The organism is Clostridium sp. AN503, from assembly GCF_040719375.1.
GTDB lineage: Bacteria > Bacillota > Clostridia > Lachnospirales > Lachnospiraceae > Brotaphodocola.
Map to the genome: position 1 here is coordinate 1,709,491 of NZ_JBFDTP010000002.1, position 17,339 is coordinate 1,726,829.

At 51.2% G+C, this 17,339-nt stretch carries 16 protein-coding genes and 3 tRNA genes; 1 reads left to right on the plus strand and 18 read right to left on the minus strand.

The window, feature by feature from the left end:
* From AB1I67_RS15245 to AB1I67_RS15285, 9 genes are all read right to left on the minus strand, one after another.
* The gene (locus AB1I67_RS15245; RefSeq protein WP_367030722.1) at window positions 1-849 is read right to left on the minus strand and encodes a helix-turn-helix domain-containing protein; all 849 of its coding nucleotides are present in this window, start codon (window positions 847-849) and stop codon (window positions 1-3) included.
* Window positions 846-1,316, minus strand: a complete 471-nt coding sequence (locus AB1I67_RS15250) for a GNAT family N-acetyltransferase (RefSeq protein ID WP_367030723.1) — start codon at window positions 1,314-1,316, stop codon at window positions 846-848. Before AB1I67_RS15250 ends, AB1I67_RS15245 begins: the two co-directional genes overlap by 4 nt.
* A gap of 14 nt (window positions 1,317-1,330) precedes the next feature.
* Window positions 1,331-2,389 (minus strand): aldose epimerase family protein, encoded by a 1,059-nt coding sequence (locus AB1I67_RS15255; RefSeq protein WP_367030724.1) that lies wholly within the window; start codon window positions 2,387-2,389, stop codon window positions 1,331-1,333.
* A gap of 158 nt (window positions 2,390-2,547) precedes the next feature.
* A complete protein-coding gene (gene asd, locus AB1I67_RS15260) occupies window positions 2,548-3,633 on the minus strand; it encodes an aspartate-semialdehyde dehydrogenase (protein ID WP_367030725.1) in 1,086 nt (361 codons plus the stop codon).
* Between the two features lie 332 nt (window positions 3,634-3,965).
* The gene (locus tag AB1I67_RS15265) at window positions 3,966-6,200 is read right to left on the minus strand and encodes a DNA topoisomerase (ATP-hydrolyzing) (protein ID WP_367030726.1); all 2,235 of its coding nucleotides are present in this window, start codon (window positions 6,198-6,200) and stop codon (window positions 3,966-3,968) included.
* 11 nt (window positions 6,201-6,211) lie between these two features.
* Window positions 6,212-8,131 (minus strand): DNA gyrase subunit B, encoded by a 1,920-nt coding sequence (locus AB1I67_RS15270; protein ID WP_367032628.1) that lies wholly within the window; start codon window positions 8,129-8,131, stop codon window positions 6,212-6,214.
* Window positions 8,132-8,353: 222 nt separating this feature from the next.
* On the minus strand, window positions 8,354-9,088 hold the full coding sequence (locus AB1I67_RS15275; protein ID WP_367030727.1) for an amino acid ABC transporter ATP-binding protein: 735 nt from the start codon (window positions 9,086-9,088) through the stop codon (window positions 8,354-8,356).
* Window positions 9,075-9,758, minus strand: coding sequence for an amino acid ABC transporter permease (locus tag AB1I67_RS15280; protein ID WP_367030729.1), 684 nt, complete (start codon window positions 9,756-9,758; stop codon window positions 9,075-9,077). Before AB1I67_RS15280 ends, AB1I67_RS15275 begins: the two co-directional genes overlap by 14 nt.
* Before the next feature lie 34 nt (window positions 9,759-9,792).
* The gene (locus AB1I67_RS15285; RefSeq protein WP_367030730.1) at window positions 9,793-10,635 is read right to left on the minus strand and encodes a transporter substrate-binding domain-containing protein; all 843 of its coding nucleotides are present in this window, start codon (window positions 10,633-10,635) and stop codon (window positions 9,793-9,795) included.
* A 263-nt stretch (window positions 10,636-10,898) separates the two neighbouring features.
* On the opposite strand from AB1I67_RS15285, the gene AB1I67_RS15290 reads away from it, so the two are divergent.
* Window positions 10,899-11,093, plus strand: a complete 195-nt coding sequence (locus tag AB1I67_RS15290) for a hypothetical protein (RefSeq protein ID WP_367030732.1) — start codon at window positions 10,899-10,901, stop codon at window positions 11,091-11,093.
* Between the two features lie 17 nt (window positions 11,094-11,110).
* Here AB1I67_RS15290 and AB1I67_RS15295 read toward each other — a convergent pair whose 3' ends face one another.
* The 9 genes from AB1I67_RS15295 to AB1I67_RS15335 form a co-directional block, all read right to left on the minus strand.
* A complete protein-coding gene (locus AB1I67_RS15295; protein WP_367030734.1) occupies window positions 11,111-11,263 on the minus strand; it encodes a molecular chaperone GroEL in 153 nt (50 codons plus the stop codon).
* A gap of 123 nt (window positions 11,264-11,386) precedes the next feature.
* Window positions 11,387-11,459: transfer RNA gene (locus tag AB1I67_RS15300), tRNA-Thr, on the minus strand.
* 40 nt (window positions 11,460-11,499) lie between these two features.
* A tRNA-Glu gene (locus AB1I67_RS15305) sits at window positions 11,500-11,571 on the minus strand.
* Between the two features lie 40 nt (window positions 11,572-11,611).
* Window positions 11,612-11,685, minus strand: a tRNA-Pro gene (locus tag AB1I67_RS15310).
* 91 nt (window positions 11,686-11,776) lie between these two features.
* A complete protein-coding gene (locus AB1I67_RS15315; protein WP_367030735.1) occupies window positions 11,777-14,392 on the minus strand; it encodes a heavy metal translocating P-type ATPase in 2,616 nt (871 codons plus the stop codon).
* 67 nt (window positions 14,393-14,459) lie between these two features.
* The gene (locus tag AB1I67_RS15320; protein WP_367030736.1) at window positions 14,460-14,759 is read right to left on the minus strand and encodes a metal-sensing transcriptional repressor; all 300 of its coding nucleotides are present in this window, start codon (window positions 14,757-14,759) and stop codon (window positions 14,460-14,462) included.
* Between the two features lie 123 nt (window positions 14,760-14,882).
* Complete coding sequence (locus AB1I67_RS15325) at window positions 14,883-15,452, minus strand: flavodoxin family protein (protein ID WP_367030737.1); 570 nt, start codon at window positions 15,450-15,452, stop codon at window positions 14,883-14,885.
* Window positions 15,445-16,134: a TetR/AcrR family transcriptional regulator gene (locus tag AB1I67_RS15330; RefSeq protein ID WP_367030739.1), complete on the minus strand. Its 690-nt coding sequence runs from the start codon at window positions 16,132-16,134 to the stop codon at window positions 15,445-15,447. Before AB1I67_RS15330 ends, AB1I67_RS15325 begins: the two co-directional genes overlap by 8 nt.
* A 296-nt stretch (window positions 16,135-16,430) precedes the next feature.
* Window positions 16,431-17,252 carry an Rpn family recombination-promoting nuclease/putative transposase gene (locus AB1I67_RS15335; protein ID WP_367030741.1) on the minus strand — a complete coding sequence of 274 codons (822 nt, stop codon included), beginning with the start codon at window positions 17,250-17,252 and terminating at the stop codon, window positions 16,431-16,433.
* Between the last annotated feature and the right edge of the window lie 87 nt (window positions 17,253-17,339).

Here is a 17,339-nt window from a genome sequence, read left to right on the forward strand (position 1 = left end):
TCAGCGTCCGGAATCGGGAAGACTGGGAAAACTGTATTCCAATGCTTCGCCAAGCCCCATGCCGTGATACCGGCGAAAAGTATTCAGCAGATGGGCCTGGTCATAGAAGCCCAGCTCAAACACTTCATCCTGAATCTGAAAGTCATGTCTGGTCAGAGCATGACGCCACAGGACCTGATAGCGGACTAAGTCGGCCAGCTTCTTGGGCTGCATCCCCATGTGGCGTTTGAACATCCGCTCTAAGGTGCGGGAACTTACCACACTATGTTCAGCCAGTTCTTTTATAGACAGGCTGCCGTGATGCTTTAAAAGAAAATCCACCGAATTCAAAAGCGGCGCCGGGACCTGTTCCGTATCCAGACGGCACAGGAGATATCGTTCTAACAGCGCTGTTTTTTCCTGGAAAGAGCAGGAGGCAAAATCGTGCTCCTCCAGGTATGTTTCTATCCCGGGGAAATACGCCTCACAGGAGCTTACCGGAATCGCCATGCACCGCGCCTCCTCCCGGATCAAAAATGGCACTGCCCAGAAATACAGACGCACCGCAAAAACCGCGCAGGTCCCTGCAGTCATATCTGATCGGTATGCCTCCTGGTCCAGGCCGCAGAACCGGCATCTGACTGCATGATCCTCCGTCTGGATGATCATATCCACGCAGGTATCCGGAATGATCAGGCGGTCGGTATATAATCCCGCTGCCGAAAGAGAAAATTCTTCAGAGCTTCCCCAGAAGCAGCGGACAAACGGCGCCAGCGCCGGAGACGGAGGCGCCTCTCTGTATGTGCTGTCCTGGGAAAATGGTCTTGCGGTGAGCGGCTGAAACCGGCGGTGAAAATCCATATTCTTCATCGGTAAGTCTCTCCGGGCAGCTCCATCTCATGCTCCATCGGCACAAAACCATACTTTTCATAGAGCGGCCTGCCCATATCCGTGGCCTCTAAGGAGACGGCGTCGATCCCACGTTTCCTGGCTTCCCCCACAAGCAGGTCCAGCACCTGGTATGCGATTCCTCTCCGCCTGTAATCCGGGTGGGTATACATGTTCATGATATAAGCCTTCTCACCTGATGGATTGTGATAAGTAGGCATTACCTTAAAAAAGCTGACACCTCCGGCTCCGACCACTTTTTCCCCGTCAAACACAAGATACGCTGCATGGCTTCCGTCAGCCAGGGAGCGTTGGTAGTACATTCTGGACTGCTGCCTGACAACACTCATATCCACATCCTCCGGCAGCCGGTTCGCCGCCCGCAGTACCTGGACTCTGGTGGCTGTGAGCAGTTCTATATCGTCCAGTGATGCCTGTGTGAATTCCATAAGCTTCTCCCTTTTTATACTGTCGTAAAACGGTATATGGTCGTAGTTTTATATTCCTCTCCCGCTTTCAGCACCGGGGATTTAAACTGCGGCTTATTGACGGCATCCGGGAAATACTGGGTCTCGAAACAGTAACCATAGCGCGGATGGTATTCGGCCCCGTCCTTTCCCGTCACTCCGTCTAAGAAGTTGGCAGTATAGAACTGAACACCCGGAAGATCTGTATACACTTCCATCACGCGGCCGCTGGCCTCGTCCACGGCTTTGGCCGACAGAGCCAGCTCTCCCTCTGCATGGTTCAGCGCCCAGTTATGGTCATAACCGTTCCCCAGGACGAGAGGCTCATAGTCTGCGTTTATATCCTGTCCGATCGTTTTTAAAACTGTAAAATCCATCGGAGTGCCTTTCACGCTCACCAGTTCCCCGGTTGGGATGGATTCTGCATCGGCCATGGTAAAGGTGTCCGCATCGATCCATACCTTCTGGTCCACGGCGCTGCCGGAAGCATGTCCCGCCAGGTTAAAATACGCGTGGTTGGTGAAATTGGCGATGGTATCCTCATCCGCCACCATATGGTAATCCAGGCGCAGGCTGTTGTCCGGCGTCAGGGTGTAGCTGACCGCGATATTGGCATTGCCCGGATAATTCTGGTCGCCGTCGGGGCTGAACAGGGAGAAGGTGATCCTGGTTCCAAGCCCGGTCTCCTCCACTTCTGCATCCCACAGACGGTCGCGGTAATAGTCCGGGCCGCTGTGCAGGTTGTTCTTGCTGCCGGAGTTGATGACCAGGGCATAAGTGACCCCGTTTAAAGTAAATGCTGCGCCGCCGATCCGGTTGGCGTTACGGCCTACGATCTCGCCCAGATGCCCGCCCAAAGTGGTGCATTTCTCTACCGTATCGTAACCCAGCAGCACATCGTCCATCTTCCCGTCTTTATCCGGAACCACCATCGTCAGCCAGATGCCGCCCAGATTGGTAAATGACGCGGATGCGCCGTTTTCATTGGTCAGTATGTATCGGTCTGCCTGCGCTCCATTCGGTAATGTTCCAAAACTTTCTTTTTTCCATGACATAATCCATTTCCCCTTTCCAATTCACACCTCAAAATCATAGATAATACACTGATGATCCGCAGATTGTATTAATGGTTATTTTACCACACTTTTATTCAAAAAGAAAGAAACTCCATCCTAATCTGAATGGAGTTTCTTAGCAATTAAACTTGATCTTATTACTTCGCCTGAATATATCCCTGCGCCGTCAAAAGCTCTGCACACAGCACTGCGCCGCCTGCCGCGCCGCGGACCGTGTTGTGGGACAGGCCCACAAACTTATAATCATAAACCGTATCCTCTCTCAGACGTCCCACAGAGACACCCATGCCGTTTTCAAAATCAACGTCAAGCGTTACCTGCGGACGGTTATCTTCCTCCAGATACTGGATAAACTGTGCCGGGGCGCTGGGCAGCTTAAGCTCCTGCGGAAGGCCCTTGTAGTTTACCATGCGGTCGATCAGTTCTTCTTTGGACGGTTTCTTTCTAAACTTCACGAATACGGCAGCCGTATGTCCGTTGAGCACCGGCACGCGGATACACTGGCAGGTGATCAACGGTTCAGCAGCTTTTACGATCACGCCGTCCTTTATCTCGCCCCAGATCCGGAGCGGTTCCTGCTCGCTCTTTTCTTCCTCACCGCCGATGTAGGGGATGATGTTGCCCTCCATCTCCGGCCAGTCCTTAAAGGTCTTTCCAGCGCCGGATATCGCCTGATAGGTGGTTGCCACCACCTCATAGGGCTCAAATTCCTTCCATGCACTTAAAACCGGCGCGTAACTCTGGATGGAGCAGTTGGGCTTTACAGCGATAAAACCTTTCTGGGTGCCCAGACGCTTCTTCTGGAACTCGATCACTTTAAAATGCTCCGGATTGATCTCCGGTATCACCATCGGCACATCCGGTGTCCAGCGGTGCGCGCTGTTATTGGATACCACCGGGGTCTCGGTCTTTGCATAGGCTTCCTCGATAGCTTTGATCTCGTCCTTGGTCATATCTACGGCGCTGAATACGAAATCCACGCCGGAGGCCACCTTCTCCACCTCGTTCACATTCATGACCACAAGCTTTTTCACGGCTTCCGGCATCGGGGTCGTCATCTTCCAGCGGCCGCCCACGGCCTCCTCATAGGTCTTGCCGGCGGAACGGGGGCTTGCAGCCACGGTCACTACCTCATACCACGGGTGATTCTCCAGAAGGGAGATAAATCTCTGTCCTACCATACCGGTCGCGCCAAGCACGCCTACCTTCAACTTCTTTTCCATAATCGTAAGCTCCTTATTCTCCTCTTAATGCAACCCCGTGTCCGGTGTTATCCGCGCCGCCCGGAATTGAATTCCTGACTATGTTATATCATATTATAAAAAAAATCAATACTTATTCGCGAGAAAAATACATTTGTATTTGTGACGCGCACACATTCTTTTGCAAATATACATCTGTACGCATGTCGCGGATTCCTTTTCCCTTACCACCGGGCAGGAAGCTTGAGGATCCTCTGCGGGCGGTTCTCTCCATCCAGCCAGACAAGCAGCCTGGAGGATTTTGATATGATACGGAATGTAGAGTATCACACAGTCTTCCGTCATAATCCTGCTTACAGCCTTACCTTACTCCCCTTGCCGTCCCGCTTTGCGATCTTTAAGCGGTTTAAATGCACTTCCTTCTTTTTGTAAACGATCTCCGGCTCCATGCTCACAAAGTAGACGTGCTCTAACTCCTCTCCTTTTCCGAGCTTCATGCCGCGCACGCCCCGGGAGTTTTTCTTAAGCTCCGGGATCTCCTCCATGGAAAATCTAAGGAACATGTCTCCTGTGGTCTGGAGCACGATATCACTCTCCGCGCCGACCACACGGATGACCGCCACTTCGTCGCCCTCCTGGAGCTTGGTAGCTGCCACCGTCCTGTTGTTGGTGATAAATTCCTCCGCGGGAACCTGTTTTACCATAGCCATCTTTGTTGCGAATAAGAGAAGCTGTCCGGTCAGTTTGCCGAAGCTGGTCAGGAAGATGATCTCCTCCTTGCTGCCGTCGTACTTGCTCACATTGTCGATCGGCGTTCCCTTGTCTCTGAGCTTGCCAAGCGGGATATCGGTCACCTTCGTCTGATGCAGGCTTCCCGTATTGGTAAAGATACAGAGCTTATCGGTATTCAAACAGGGGATGATATACTTGTACTCCGCCTCAACGGTCTCCTGGTTCCTGTCGTAGGTGGCACGGTCTAAGATCTTGCAGTAACCGAACCGGTCCATGACAAAGACCACCTCCTGCACCTCCATGGGCGCTTCCTCGTACACGGCTTCCCGTCCGTCCTCGATCACGGTCTTTCTGGGAAGGGCAAATTCCTTTTTGATATTCTCCAAATCCTCTTTGATCACCACATTCATGTTTTTGCGGCTCTTTAAGATCTTCTCGTACTGGGCGATCTTTTTTAAGCACTCTTTATATTCCTTTTCAAGGGCCATGATCTCCAGGCCGATCAGCTTATACAGGCGCATTTCCAGGATCGCGGTGGCCTGCCTCTCCGTAAAACGCAGCTGTTTTGCATCTTCCTCAAAGCCGGGATGCTTAAACTGGATATTGCTGATATCGCCGGTGGTCAGACAGGCTTTCGCGTCTTTCAGATTCCGGGAACCGCGCAGGATCGCGATGATCAAGTCGATCACGTCACAGGCCTTGATCAGTCCCTCGCGGATCTCCTTTTTCTCCAGCTCCTTGTCAAGCAGGGCCTGGTACTTGCGGGTCGCGTTCTCATACTGGAACTCCAGATAGTTCTTAAGGATGCCGCGCAGGTTCAGTGTCTCCGGCCTTCCATGGGTGATCGCCAGCATGTTGACGCCGAAGGTGTCCTCCAGCTTGGTTTTCTTATAGAGGATATTTTTGATTTTGTCGATGTCCGCATCTTTTTTCAGTTCCAGCACGATGCGGATGCCGTCCTTGTTGGACTGGTTGGAGATATCCACCACGTCCGTCAGCTTCCGGCTCTCCACCAGATCCGCCACGTCCACCAAAAACTTGTTGATACCGGCACCGATCATGGTATAGGGGATCTCGGTGATGACCAGCTTATCCTTGTCGCTGCGGCGTTTGCCCAGTTCCACCTCCAGTTTGCCGCGCAGCTTGATCTTACCGGAGCCTGTCTCATAGATCTCCGCTAAATCACTTTTGTTGGCGATAATGCCTCCGGTGGGGAAATCCGGTCCCGGCATCAGGTTCATCATCTCTGCGGTGGTCATATCCGGGTTATCAATATAGGCCTGGACCAGATCTACTACTTCCCCCAGATTGTGCGGGGGAATGCTGGTGCTCATGCCTACGGCGATGCCTTCCGCTCCGTTGATCAGCAGGTTGGGGACGCGGACCGGGAGCACCTCCGGCTCCTTCTCCGACTCGTCGTAGTTGGGAACAAAATTGACTGTTTTGTCCAAATCCTTTAAGTAGACTTCCTCCGCAAACTTCTGGAGCCTTGCTTCCGTATACCGCATGGCGGCGGCGCCATCGCCCTCGATGGAACCGAAGTTGCCGTGGCCGTCCACCAAAGCCATACCCTTTTTAAAGTTCTGGGACATGACCACCAGGGTCTCATAGATGGAACTGTCACCGTGGGGGTGGTATTTACCCATGGTATCGCCGACGATACGGGCCGACTTCCTGTGGGGCTTGTCATGGGCCAGCTTCAGCTCTCCCATATCGTAGAGGACGCGGCGCTGGACCGGCTTTAAGCCGTCCCTGGCGTCAGGGATCGCTCTGGCCGTGATGACGCTCATGGAGTAGTTCAAATAACTGCGCTGCATTTCCTCCGAATATTCTGTTGTTAATATCTTCTCAGCCATCTTCCTTCTCCTTATGCATCAATCTCTGCTTCGTCCGCATGTTCGTAGATAAACTGTTTTCTCGGCGGCACGTCGCTGCCCATCAGCATCTCCGTCACCTCGGAAGCCAGGCGGGCGTCCTCGATCTCCACCCGTTTTAACACGCGCCTTTCCGGGTCCAGGGTCGTCTCCCAGAGCTGCTCCGGGTCCATCTCGCCAAGACCCTTGTACCTTTGCAGGCGGAAATCCCCGGTGTGGGTCTTCCGGTAGCGCTCCAGTTCCTTGTCGTCATATAAGTACTGCTCCTGGCCCCTGGAAGGGATCACCTTATAAAGCGGCGGCATGGCGATATAGACATGGCCGTCATTGATCAGGTCCGGCATAAACCTGTATAAAAATGTCAGAAGCAGCGTGTCGATATGGCTTCCGTCCACATCCGCATCCGTCATCAGGATGATCTTATTGTAGCGCAGCTTCGTGATATCAAAATCATTGCCGTAGCCCTCGGAAAAACCGCAGCCAAAGGTGTTGATCATGGTCTTGATCTCCGCGTTGGCCAACACCTTGTCCATGGACGCCTTTTCCACATTGAGGATCTTGCCCCGGATCGGCAGGATCGCCTGGTACATACGGTTCCGTGCCGTCTTCGCAGAACCGCCTGCGGAGTCTCCCTCCACGATGAAGATCTCGCATTTTTCCGCGTCGCGGCTCTCACAGTTGGCCAGCTTGCCATTGCTGTCAAAGGAGAACTTGGACTTGGTCAGCATATTGGTCTTGGCCTTCTCCTCGGCCTTGCGGATCCTGGCAGACTTCTCCGCACAGGCGATTACCGCCTTCAGGGTCTCCAAGTTCCGGTCAAAATAATGCTGCAAAAGGTCTCCGGTTATGGTGAACACGGCCTTGGTCGCGTCGGCGCTGGCCAACTTGGTCTTGGTCTGCCCTTCAAAGATCGGGTCCGGATGCTTGACCGCCACGATCGCCGTCATACCGTTCCTGGTATCCGCGCCGGTGAAATTCGGGTCCTTGTCCTTTAAGATGCCAAGCTCCTTTGCGTAGGAGTTGATCATCTGGGTGAAGCGGGTCTTGAAGCCCACCAGATGGGTGCCTCCCTCCTGGGTAAAGATGTTGTTGCAGAAGCCCAGGATATTCTCCTCAAAGGTATCTACAAACTGGATCGCCACCTCCACCTCGATCTTGTCCATCTCGCTCTTAAAATAGATCGGGTCATGGACCGCGTTCTTGCCGCTGTTTAACTCTTTTACATAAGCAATGATCCCTTCCGGCTCGTGATAGACGATGGTCTCCTCCTCGCCCGCCCGCTTATTGGCATAGTTGATGGTCAGCTTTGGGTTCAAATAGGCCGTCTCGTGCAGACGGCTCTTTAACCAGTCCGCCTTGAACCGGGTCTTCTCAAAGATCTCCCCGTCCGGAAGGAAATTGATCTCCGTTCCGGTCTCCTTAGTCTTCCCCAACACCGGCAAAAGCCCATCCACCAGCTCCACCACCGGGATGCCCCGCTCGTAGGCGTCGTGGTGGATGGCCCCGTTTTTATATACCCTCACGTCCATGCGTGCGGAGAGGGCGTTGACCACGGAGGAACCAACCCCGTGAAGGCCGCCGCTGGTCTTGTAGGCGTCGTTGTCAAACTTGCCTCCTGCGTGCAGGGTGGAGAGCACCACGCGCTCAGCGGACATGCCCTTTTTGTGCATCTCCACCGGGATCCCGCGCCCGCTGTCACGCACCGTGCAGGAACCGTCCTTCTCCAATGTTACCCATATATTGTCACAATACCCCGCCAGGTGCTCGTCCACCGCATTGTCCACAATCTCGTAGATCAAGTGGTTTAAGCCCTTGCTGCCGACTCCTCCGATGTACATACCCGGCCGCTTGCGGACTGCCTCCAGCCCCTCCAGCACGGTAATGCTGTCTGCATTATACTGTGTCTTTGCCATCATACTCCTCCATATCTAGTCTAATCCTATGCTATTATATACAAAGAAAGGGTTAAAAAGCAAGCGTTTATCGAACATCCATCGAACTTACTTTCGATTTTGGGTGGTTTTTTGTGTCTGTGCACAGAAAAAGAGGCGGCCTGCGTCATTTCTGCGCGCTGCCGCCTCATAAAATCGTGCACTCTATTATATTTTTTCCTCTTTATGCCTGCATCAACTGCTTTACAGCACCTTATTAAGGAAACTGATGGTCCTCTCCTCCTTCGGATTGGAAAAGATCTCCTCCGGGGTGCCTTCCTCCACGATATAGCCATCGTCCATGAAGATCACGCGGTCCGCCACCTCTCTGGCAAAACCCATCTCATGGGTCACCACGACCATGGTCATGCCGTCGGCGGCAAGCTGCTTCATAACCTCCAACACTTCCCCGACCATCTCCGGGTCCAGGGCGCTGGTTGGCTCGTCAAACAGCATGATATCCGGGTTCATGGCAAGGGAACGGGCGATCGCCACGCGCTGCTTCTGTCCCCCGGAGAGCTGTCCCGGATAGGCGTCCGCCTTATCCGCCAGACCGACCCTCGCTAAAAGCTCAAGGGCCCTCGCCTTTGCAGACTGCTTATCCATCAGCTTTAACTCAGTCGGCGCCAGGGTGATATTCTCCGTCACCGTCAGATGGGGGAACAGATTAAAATGCTGGAACACCATGCCAATGTTCTCCCGCACCTTGTTGATATTGACATTGGGATCGGAAATGGGATGACCATCTACGACCACCTCTCCCGTCGTGATCTTCTCCAGGCGGTTTAGACAGCGCAGGAATGTGCTTTTTCCGGAACCGGACGGACCGATCAGGCATACTACCTCACCTTCCGCCACCTCCACACTGATACTTTTTAAGACCTCCAGCTTTCCAAAGTTCTTTTTTAAATGCTTCACCGAAATCTTACTGTTTTCCATAAGACACCTTCCTCTCTACTACCAGTGCAACCTTGGAAAGGATCGTACAGATCACCAGGTAAAACGCCGCAACAACCAGCCAGATCGCCATCACCATAGACGCAGAATTGGCTGCGATGATCTTGCCGTTCTGGGTCAGTTCCCGGATCCCGATAATGGAGATCAGAGAGGTGTCCTTTAAAGAAATAATAAACTGGTTGATGATGGAGGGCATCATAGTTCGGAATGCCTGCGGCAGGATAACCTTCTGCATAGCTTTGCTATAGGGAAGTCCCAGGCTGCGCGCCGCTTCCATCTGCCCCTTATCGATCGCCTCGATGCCGCCGCGGATGATCTCCGCCATATAGGCGCCCGCATTCAGGCTCAAAGTTACCGCGCCCGCCGTAAAGTTGCCTCCGATGGCGCTCCAGGAAAATCCGTATGGTCTCAAAACCTGGCTGAGGCCATAAAAAACGATCATGGTTTGAACCATCAGAGGGGTACCGCGGATAATATCAATATAGATATTGGCGATCACTCTCAGCGGTTTTACACCGGACACTTTAAAGAGTCCGAAAACGACACCAAGTACCGTTGCACAGAGCAACGATACTACGGTCAGTTTTAATGTCTCGCCCAATGCAACGGAAAAGGACGGAAAATATTTTATCAGTACGTCGAAAAAAGCCATTTGTTCATCACCTTATTTTTATTTTAAAGCCGTTTTATTTCTTAATGTAGGTATTTAAGATCTCATCATACTTGCCGCTGTCCTTCAAATTCTTAAGACCTGCGTTGAACATCTCCACCAGTTCCGGATTCGCTCCCTTTAAGGTTGCAAAGCCGTAGGAAGAACCACGCTCCATATCAAGAGGAAGCTTCAAAGCGGTGCCTCTGGAGATCTCATAACCCAGTACCGGATAATCGTCAAAGCATGCTACAGAGTTGCCTGCCAGCACATCCTGGTACATACTGGAGGAATCCTCAAACTGGTTGATGGTAAAGCCATACTGGTCGGCGATGGACTCAGCAAAGGTACAGCCCTCGGTACCGATCTTCGCCGCAACGGTCTTGCCGTTTAAGCCCTCATAGCTGGTGATATCAGAATCCGCTGCTACTGCCATACCCACGCCGGAATCATAATACGGCTCGGAGAAATCATACTTTGCTTTTCTCTCGTCGGTGATGGACATGCCGGCGATCACACCGTCATACTCGCCTGCCTCAAGGCCGGTCACTGCTGCTGAGAAGCCCGCCACAACCAGCTCATACTGGAAACCCTGGTCCTCTGAGATCGCCTTTAAGATATCTAAATCCACACCGACCATCTCACCCTTGTCGTTCTCAAACTCAAACGGTGCGAAGGTGGTATCGGTAGCGATCTTATATACTTTGTCGGATGCAGCTGCCGTAGTATCGTCTGCTTTACTCTCTGCTGCTGCATCGCCTGTCTTGCTCTCTGCTGTGGTAGCTGCTGCTGTAGTCTCTGCCGGCTTGCTGCCGCCGCATGCGGTCATAGATGCTGCCATCACTGCTGCCATCGTAAGTGCTAACATTTTCCTCTTCATAATTTCATTCCTCCTCAAGAAATTTTAAAAGAGGACAACGCAAATAATGCGATGTCCCCTTTGACTTATGGCTCGCTCAGCCATGTAAAGGAATATATCACAAAACTTTCACAAAGTCAACTGATTGTTGAATCCACAGCCAAAAAACTGTGGTTCCTATCCTGCTCTATGCAAATTCTGAATAATTAAAAGTTTTTCCACATTTTACTACTTTTCTCGTTCCATATATGGTAGTACAATAGGATTTGGAGAGGGGCGATAAAATGACCGTTTTGTCTAAAGAAGAAAAAATGCTTCAGGAACTGTTCGGCTATTCCGAAGAACAATTGCTGGCAGAAATGGACCTGGCAGAGGATGCATGCCGGAAATGCCAGGAACCTGTTACAAAGGAGCAGACTGAAAAAGGGTTCCAGGATCTGATGCATCGGATCAAAAGCAGAAAACAAAATCCGAAGTGACGGAAAAAGGAAGCAGATCACTGCTCTGCTTCCTCCACAATCTCTTCTAAGACCTGTATCAGATCGTGAATATTCTCCAGCCTTACATCTCGCTCCAGGATTGAATTCTTCAGATCAATTGACAATGTTTCAAATTTATCCTGGATGCCGGGCGCTACATAGGATGCCATGATATCACCTCCATGAGTAGTATTCCCACACAGGCGGAATATAGTACAGGAAACTTACAGCGATCTAAATCTTTTTCGCAAATAAAAAAGAAGCATATCACATGCCTCTTAAAAACCTTACAAAGCTCCCGGCCGGACTCGAACCGGCGACCCACGCATTACGAATGCGTTGCGCTACCAACTGCGCTACGGAAGCGTTTAAAAATGCTTTGGACAGTATCATCCAAAGCATTTTATGACCTCGCCGGGAATCGAACCCGGGTTTACGCCGTGAGAGGGCGTCGTCTTAGCCGCTTGACCACGAGGCCATATTCAAATGGTACCCTTACTTCTGCTGTCAAAAGTAAGTCGAGGCGACAAGATTCGAACTTGCGACCTCTGCGTCCCGAACGCAGCGCTCTACCAAACTGAGCCACGCCTCGATACCTTTGATAGTATAATATGAATTGTGCTAATTGTCAACAAAAACTTTCACAATTTCTTCCTGTTTTTGTCCATCCCTGGTCCGTACCACTATTCTACGGATATAACCTTATAATCCAGATCCTCCACAGTCTTCTTTAATACATCGTTTGACAGTTCGGAATTTAAAGTCACTACTGCGGTTCCAGCCTCATGGCTTACAATCGCTTCCGTTACCTCCGGCAATGCCTCCAACCCTTTCTTTACACTTGCCTCACAGTGTCCGCACATCATTCCCTCGACCTTCATGGTTTTTGTCATCTTTTCTTCCTCCTTATCTTCTCTTTCATTTATTATTTCATTATTTGTTTCCGCTTTCGAAACCTCGGACTCCCGGGAGATGCTGGAAACTGCGATTCCCTTCCGCCTCCTGTCCTTTGAAGCGTCATGCATCTTAAACAGATTCAGCCGCAGTGCGTTGGTCACAACACATACACTGGACAGGCTCATCGCCGCCGCTCCAAACATGGGATTTAACTTCCATCCAAATACAGGATACCACAAACCAGCCGCTAAAGGAATCCCAATCACATTATAAAAGAATGCCCAGAACAGATTTTCATGGATATTTTTCAGCGTCGCACGGCTTAAACGGATAGCTGCAGGGACATCACTCAGCCTGCTCTTCATCAGCACCACGTCCGCTGCGTCGATCGCAATATCGGTGCCAGCGCCGATGGCAATGCCGATATCTGCCCTGGTAAGTGCCGGGGCATCATTGATACCGTCGCCGACCATTGCAACTTTCCCCTGTGCCTTTAAGGTCCGAATGACATTCTCCTTGCCGTCAGGCAGCACGCCGGCAATGACTTCATCCACACCAGCCTGAGCGCCGATCGCTCTCGCGGTACGCTCATTGTCTCCAGTCAGCATCACCACACGGATGCCCATGTTCTGTAACTCCTTCACTGCCTGCGGACTGTCTTCTTTTATGACGTCTGCCACGGCAATGATTCCTGCCAGTACGCCGTCATGGCTGAAGAACAGTGGAGTCTTGCCCTCCTCTGCCAGCGTTTTTGCCTGCTCGCGCATAGCTTCTGGTACCTGTGCCTGTTCTTCTATGAATTTTAAGTTGCCGCCGCATAAGCGCGCATCCCCAAATCTTGCAGAGAGTCCATTCCCCGGCAGGGCCTGAAATTCCGTCACATCATCCGCTGTCAGTTTCAGTTCCTCCGCCCGTTCAAGAACAGCTTTTGCGAGAGGATGCTCGCTTTTTTTCTCCAATGAGAACGCCAGCTGCATCAGTTCTTCCTCAGAGAAGCCATCTGCCGCGAGGACATCCGTCACCTTCGGTTCCCCATTAGTGATGGTGCCGGTCTTATCAAGAGCCACGATCTGCATCTTTCCTGCCTCTTCCAGAGAAACGGCAGTCTTGAACATGATGCCGTTTTTCGCCCCCATTCCGTTGCCCACCATGATGGCAACCGGAGTCGCCAGCCCAAGGGCACATGGACAGCTGATCACCAGCACGGAGATTCCCCTTGCCAGTGCAAAACCAAGGGTCTGGCCTGCAAGGAGCCATCCTGCGATCGTCAGTGCTGAGATCAGGATGACCGCAGGAACAAACACTCCAGAAACTTTATCTGCTACTTTTGCAATGGGAGCTTTGGTAGCGGCAGCATCACTTACCATCTGGATGATCTGGGACAGGGTGGTGTCTTCGCCGACTCTGGTTGCCCTGCAGCGGATAAACCCGGACTGATTCAGCGTAGCCGCCGACACCTTGTCTCCCTCTGCCTTATCCACCGGTATGCTCTCGCCCGTCAGCGCAGCCTCGTTGACAGCGCTGCTTCCTTCTAAAACGATACCATCCACCGGAATGTTTTCACCAGGGCGTACCACATAGATATCTCCCTGCTGTACCTGTTCAATCGATACGGTCGTCTCCGCTCCGTCTTTGATCAGGACTGCAGTCTTGGGAGCAAGCTTCATCAGGCTCTTTAACGCATCGGTAGTACGACCCTTGGAACGGGCTTCCAGCATCTTACCGACTGTGATCAATGTCAGGATCATGGCTGCCGACTCAAAGTAGAACTCATGCATATAGGTCATGACTCCGGCCATATCACCTTTTACCTGTGCATCTGTCATGGCAAACAGTGCATAGGTGCTATAAACAAAAGCTGCAGTTGAGCCAAGGGCAACCAGGGTATCCATATTGGGAGCCCTATGCCAAAGGCTCCTGAAACCGCTGACAAAGAACTTCTGGTTGATGACCATGACAATCCCCGTCAGAATCAGCTGTAAAAGCCCCATAGCTACATGGTTGTTTTCAAAAAATGCCGGGGCCGGCCAGTTCCACATCATGGTTCCCATAGAAAAGTACATGAGCACGATCAAAAAACCAATGGAATAATAAAGCCTCTGTTTCAGCACAGGAGTTTCCCGGTCCTTCAGCATATCCTCGCCGCCTGTCATACTGCCGGTACCCGCAGCTCCTCCTGCGTCTGAGGTCCCGGTCTTACCCGCGCCCTTTTTCATTGCTCCATATCCGGCGGCCTCCACAGCCGCCACGATCGCCTCCGGCTTAGCCGTTCCTTCCACTCCCATGGAATTGGTCAGCAGGCTTACCGAACACGATTCCACTCCAGGCACCTTGGCGACTGCCTTTTCAACACGTGTACTGCATGCCGCACAGCTCATGCCTGTCACTGTATATTGTTCCATCTATGTCTCTCCTGTTCTGTCTGCACAACGCTGCAGACCTTTTTGTATATGCTGTACTGCAGACCTTCTACTTCATCAGCTTTTGCAGGGTTCCCACCAACTCGTCGATGGTGTCTTCTTTTCCATCCCGGATATCCCTGGCTACGCAGGTCCGGATATGGTTTGCCAGGAGTACTCTGTTAAAACTGTTGAGGGCCGCATTCGCCGCCGCAACCTGCACCAGGATCTCTGGACAGTAGGCATCCTTCTCCACCATCCCCCTGATTCCTCGGATCTGGCCCTCGATGCGGTTTAAGCGGTGGATCAGGTCCTTGTATTCTTTGTCCGGACGCTCTTTGATCCTGTGACAGCATGTATGTTCTTCCATGAAATATCCACCTTTCCATATATACCCCCATAGGGTATATTGATTATAAAAAATATATCAGGAAAAGTCAATCCCTTTCCTGATAGTATTTTCTCAATTACGCTTTCTTATTCCTTTTGCATCCTATTCAAAGCATCGCACGATCCGCTTTTTCAGCCGTTTAGGCAGCTCTTTTTTCTCTCCGGTCCCAGAACATACGAAATTTCCGGCACACGTTACTCCTGCGGTCCGGAAAAACTCCCGGGCTGCACGAACCGAGCCTCCGCTCTGACCGCACAGCGCCGAGAATGGAAACGGAGTATTGCAGGCGGTCAAAAACACATATTTTTTGCCTTTTAGTCTCGGTCTTGGAAAGGTCTTTGTTTCCTCCATAGCTGCGCCAAGAAGACGGTCAAACAGGTTTTTCACGATCCCCGGCACATTAGCCCAGTACACCGGCGCTGCAAGCACCACCATATCACACGCCCTGATCTGATCCGTGATCTCCTGAATATCATCCTCGATCACACAGCGCTCCGCACGCATACACGCTCTGCATCCTGTGCAGAATACGATCTTTTTCTCATAAAGATTGATCTGTGCCGTCTCCCATCCCTGTTTCCGTGCTGCATCCAGCGCGCATTCCAGCATAAGTGCGGTGAAACCCTGTCTGCGGGGACTTCCAAGGATTGCAACGAGTTTTCGGTTATGCATGGGTAGCCCCTCCCTTTTTCGGATTTGATATGGCACGGTAAAGCATGGAAAAGCCATACTCCAGAAATTCCTGTCTGGACATTCCCATGCTCATCCCAATATAGGCATCTTTCTTATCTGCCATGCAAATAAAACCCGACAGCATCCCCCAGAATGCAAAAACAGTGGGAAGTGGTTTTAAATCAGCACGCAGATCCCCTGCTTTCACACCCTCCGTAAGAAACTGAACCAGCATTTCATTGATGTGCTCTCCCGTAAGATAGATGGCGCGTTCATCTAAATCCACCTGCGTCCGGGTTTTAGCTGTGTCACCATCATGAAACTCCGGTTCCGCATCAATCTTGATCTCATCAAGCACCATGCCAAAATAATAAGGATACTCATGCTCATAGCGGGTCAATGCATGGCAGACCGATCGGTATCTCTCCTCTGCTGTGCCTTCCGTGCCAAGCCCATCTTCCAGATAATCATGAAGCTTCTGCATACTTTTAAGTACCAGTACGCGGACTATCTCATCCCTGTTTTTAAAATAGACATACAATGTTGCCTTGCTGTACCCGGAAGCCCTGGCAATATCATCCATTGAAACGGCTTCCATCCCCCGTTCCATAAAAAGCGCCTGTGCAGCGTCTGCGATCGCATTACGGTGCACACTTGCCGGCTGTTGTTTTCTGCGTCCCATCTCTCCTCCTGCTGTCTATAATTAAACTAATGGTTTAATTATAGCAGTTTCCTGAATACAAAGTCAAGCAAAGTTTTCGACAAACATAAAAGCTAATAAATTGAAATTATATTAAGATCCCTGTATAGTCGGAACAAGACCCATTCGCCAGTTACTTATAAATTGTTTCATCTGTGATTATATAAGAGTAACGATAATACATGATCCACTTTGATTCCGCTGCCGGCCAGTCCCCGCCGGCAGCGGACAAATCCCAATGATTGGAATTATGATAAATTCATTCTTGTGTTTGGATGCTAGTTCAGATCGATCTGATACTTTTCATACATGGCTGTCCGGTATGCTGCGTCAGAATCCAGCCTTGGTATCTCTCCAGCCAGGCCATCCTCCGTCATCAGGCGGATCAGCAGCATGAGTTTCTCTACTGCTTCCGCACGTCCTTCCATACGCCCCTCCGCACGTTCATCACGCAAGATCTCTTCAAATTGCATATACTCCACCTCCATGCTTCGATCGTGCTTCAGGCCGTCAATCCTGGTCTCAATCCGGCGGATCAATGGATCTTTTTCTGCATCCTCAAGAGACGCAGTATCCACATACTTCAAGAAACGAATCAGATCAGGGCTCACTCCTTCTGCTGTCCGTCCCTTTGTATTTAAGAATACCCGGCTGACACCGTCTTCAAGCCTCTGCGCCGTCTCCCGGCACTGCATATCAAAGCTGTACCGGTATAATCCCTGGCCGAACGGGTCGAATTTGCAGATAAAGATGATAAAGACCTTTGGAAGATCTATAAAAGCATCACCCGGTTCCAGGGATTCCATATCCATCTGTCCCTGGTAATACCTGCTCCGATAGGGTAGATTTCCTTTGTCCGTGGTCTGCATCTCAATATTGAACTTCGTTCCAGCCTCATCATCGGCGTAAACATCCATGCGGACTCCCCGATGGTCCGAGTTGACCAAAAGAGAATGTTCGCTGTGTACTTTTACCTTTTTGATCGGAATCTCCAAAACACGCTCTAAAACACCCTTGCAGATCTCCTCATCCTTCATCGCAGCTGCGAACATGAAGAAATCAGAAAACTTCAGCTCCGTAAACTTCTTTATTGCTGCCATAACCCGCCTTTCCAGTCTGCTGGCAACGGGTCTTTGTTCCTGCACTAATTATATCAAATCTCATACAGTACATGCAAGAATTTTCAC